Below are 3,519 nucleotides of genomic sequence, written 5' to 3' on the forward strand. Positions count from 1 at the left end.
ATGAAAAAGAAAAAATTAGGAGTATACATTTGTCACTGCGGCGGCAATATTTCCGATTATGTAGATGTAGAAAAGGTACGTCAGGCCGTGGAAGGAGTAGATCTGGTTGTATTGTCTAAAACAACCATGTTTGCCTGTTCCGATGCTAACCAGCGGGATATGGTGGATGATATAAAAAAGTACGGGTTAGATGGAGTGATTGTCGCATCCTGCTCTCCTAAACTGCACCTCCAGACGTTCCGTAATGTAAGTCAGCGGGCAGATTTAAATAAGTATACATACGTACATGCCAACATCCGCGAGCAAGCCTCCTGGGCGCATTCGGACAACAAAGCCGGCGCTACGGAAAAGGCGATTCATCTGGTAAAAGCGGCAATTGCCAAATCGTCTTATGCGGAAGCACTGGAGACAAACAAAGTGAAGGCTCTGAAGTCCGTTGCTGTTATCGGTGCCGGTATTGCCGGTATGAAAGCCGCCCTGTCTCTGGCAGAGAAAAATTGCGAAGTGATATTGATAGAAAACACGCCTTTTGTTGGGGGACGTGTGGCACAATGGGATTCCTTATCTACTATCTCTGAGACCGGCCCCGAACTTATTTCAAGGTTGTATAGCGAATTGCTCAGCCATCCCAACATAACCATTTATACGAATAGTGAAGTAGTTTCCAACAAAGGTAGCGTTGGAAATATTACATTAAAAATAAAGCGCACCCCTCGTTACATTCAGGGTTTCTATAAAAAAGAGGAACTGAAAAAAGCAATCGGGGTATGTCCGGTTCAAGTAGACGATTCGTTTACTTTCAATCTAAGCAGACGAAAAGCCATTTATGAAAACAGTGCGGCTCAATTTCCACAATTACCGGTTATTGATAGTCTAAATTGTACCCGTTGCGGAGCATGCGAAAAAGTCTGCAGTGCCATCAACCTATCCGAAGAAGAAGAAATTATCGAATTAGCCGTAGGCTCTGTATTGGTGGCTACCGGTTTCGATCCCTATACCCCCCAATATAATGAATACGGATATGGCACATCAGAGTATGTGATTACGTTGCCGCAATTTAAGCGGTTGATCGATTCGCATAATGGGGATCGTCTGGTATTCAAAAAAAGAAATATCAAAAACATTGCGTATATCTATTGCGTAGGAAGCAGGCAACCCGAAGGTGGTAATACCTATTGCTCGCGCAACTGCTGTACCTCCACCATACATGCTGCGCTTACAGCACGTAAAAAGTTTGCAGACATAAACAATTTCCATTTCAATCGTGGATTACGGACTTACGGAAAGCAGGAGGTCCTTTATGCCGATTCACTAAAAGGTGGAGATATCTACCTGCAATCCACAGGTTCGGATCTTCCGGTTGTAAATACGGAAGGGAAAAAGCCTGTCGTAAAAGTGAACGATATTCTCACTAAAGGAAAGGAAATTGAAGTAGAAGCAGATTTAGTTGTACTGGTAACCGGAATGGTACCTCGTTCTGATACTACGATCGGCACCTTGTTCAAACTGCCTAAAGGAAGAGACAAGTTCTATAACGAGGTACATATGAAACTTCGTCCGGTCGAGACCGTTATTGATGGGATTACGATTGCAGGAACCTGCCAGGGCCCGAAAAACAGTATGGAATCTGTCAACTCGGCTTTGTCGGCTGCAACTAAGTCGTATTCCATCATAAATAAAGGCGAAGTAGAATCGGAGCCGTTGGTAGCTACCATCGATCCCGAAAAATGTTCGTGGTGCGGAAATTGCGAAAAGGCCTGTCCTTTCGATGCTATATTAAAAGTTGAAAAAGAGGGCAGATGGGTTGCAGACATTAACAACACGGTATGCAAAGGGTGTGGTATGTGTGCTCCTGTATGTGAACCGGATGCGATCAATCTTATTGCTTGTTCCAGCAACGAGATTATGAGCATAATAGATGCCCTGGTATAAATTTGGAATTCTATCCTATTGTAAACAAAAGTAAATTTAGAATTATGGAAATAGAAAAAGGGAAAACAGCCAAATACTTACGCGAGAAAATGGGTGGAGCATCTCCGCAGGCTCTTGATAATCTGAAGGAATTCAACCGGATCAAAAAACAGATGCTGGATGCCCTTCAGACGGAAGACCTGACCGTAAAGATGATGGCTGAGAAATTGAATATGCCCACCAACGAAGTTGTATTCCATCTGCTGTCTTTAGTAAAATACGGACTGGTGGTTACGGGGGAAATTGATGATATGGACGAATACTATACTTACAAATTAAAAAGGTAATGGCAAAAATTAATCCTTCTTTTTCGAAAGAGCTAAGAAAATTTGGAGCTGCAGACTTTAACGCCTGCTATAATTGTGGTAATTGTACGGCTGTATGCACATTATCGACTCATAATAGTTCTTTTCCACGCGAAATGGTACGACTAAGTGCGTTGGGATTGGAAGAGGAAATCAAGTCATCTTTAAAACCCTGGGAATGCTACTACTGCGGAGAATGCTCTACGCTTTGTCCGCAGGAAGCAAATCCGGGTGAACTTATGATGTCGTTGAGGCGGTACCTGACATCCAAATACGATTGGACGGGACTATCGGGACTGCTGTATAAATCGCTGCCATTAAGCTTATCGGCCTTTCTTCTTTTATTTGCAGGAGTAATGGCTTTCGCCTATTCGGTCGGGTTCGAGCTTGAAAGTCTGATTCATTTCGGTCACCTGTTTGAGATGATTGCCATTGGTGCGGTTAGCATCATAATTTTGTTGCCGAATATACTACGCATGTGGAACAATACCATTCGCAAACCCGGATACAAGGTTTCGCTGATGAAGTACATCCAAAGTATCGGAGAGCTTTTTATCCACATGTTCACTCAAAAACGTGCGTTGGGGTGCGATGATAATCAGGTACGCTGGTTTGAACACTTTATATTGGTGATAGGCTATCTCTCTCTCCTTTTCACAACGGTGTTTCTAAACTGGTTTTCGTCGCCTTACCTTGTTGTTATCATCTTCGGTTACCTGGTAAGCGCGGTTGTATTCGGTGTTACAGTCGATTTCGTGGGTGGCCGCATCAAAAAGAAGAAAGAGATCAGCAAACATTCCCAACCATCCGACTGGATATTTGTGATATGGTTGTTCCTGATGGGATTAACAGCCTTTTTAGTCCGCCTCTTTATTGATTTAGATCTGCTGTCGGACCATAAATGGTTGTATATCGTTCATCTGACCGTACTGGTTCAATGGGCACTGATCATTGTTCCCTTCGGCAAATGGACTCATTTTATGTATCGGTCTTTTGCTCTCTATTTTAATAAACTGAAAGACTGAGAGAGAAGCACGACTTGCAAACGAATCTCTCATAGCGGATTTATAATAAGATGGCCCGGTATTTAATGACAAACATCCTGTCTTCTATTCTTTTCTATACGAAGAACTATTCGTTTGCCATTTGATTACTTTGCGTTTGTCAATTGTTGAATGCAAGTTACACATATGTATACTTTGCATTAAACAGCTGTCAAACGAATAGTTGATCGTTATGAAAA

General features: G+C 42.5%; 3 protein-coding genes. All 3 read left to right on the forward strand.

Annotation, left to right across the window (positions count from 1 at the left end):
- Window positions 1-1,932: CoB--CoM heterodisulfide reductase iron-sulfur subunit A family protein (locus AB7E53_RS14555; protein WP_446776508.1), on the forward strand; the 1,932-nt coding region annotated here is incomplete at its 5' end.
- A gap of 44 nt (window positions 1,933-1,976) precedes the next feature.
- Complete coding sequence (locus AB7E53_RS14560) at window positions 1,977-2,258, forward strand: hypothetical protein (protein ID WP_446776510.1); 282 nt, start codon at window positions 1,977-1,979, stop codon at window positions 2,256-2,258.
- Window positions 2,258-3,301 (forward strand): 4Fe-4S dicluster domain-containing protein, encoded by a 1,044-nt coding sequence (locus AB7E53_RS14565; RefSeq protein WP_446776512.1) that lies wholly within the window; start codon window positions 2,258-2,260, stop codon window positions 3,299-3,301. The genes AB7E53_RS14560 and AB7E53_RS14565 overlap by 1 nt, the downstream gene beginning before the upstream one ends.
- Window positions 3,302-3,519: the final 218 nt, after the last annotated feature.

It is taken from the genome of Macellibacteroides sp., assembly GCF_050251695.1.
Classification (GTDB): domain Bacteria; phylum Bacteroidota; class Bacteroidia; order Bacteroidales; family Tannerellaceae; genus Macellibacteroides; species Macellibacteroides fermentans.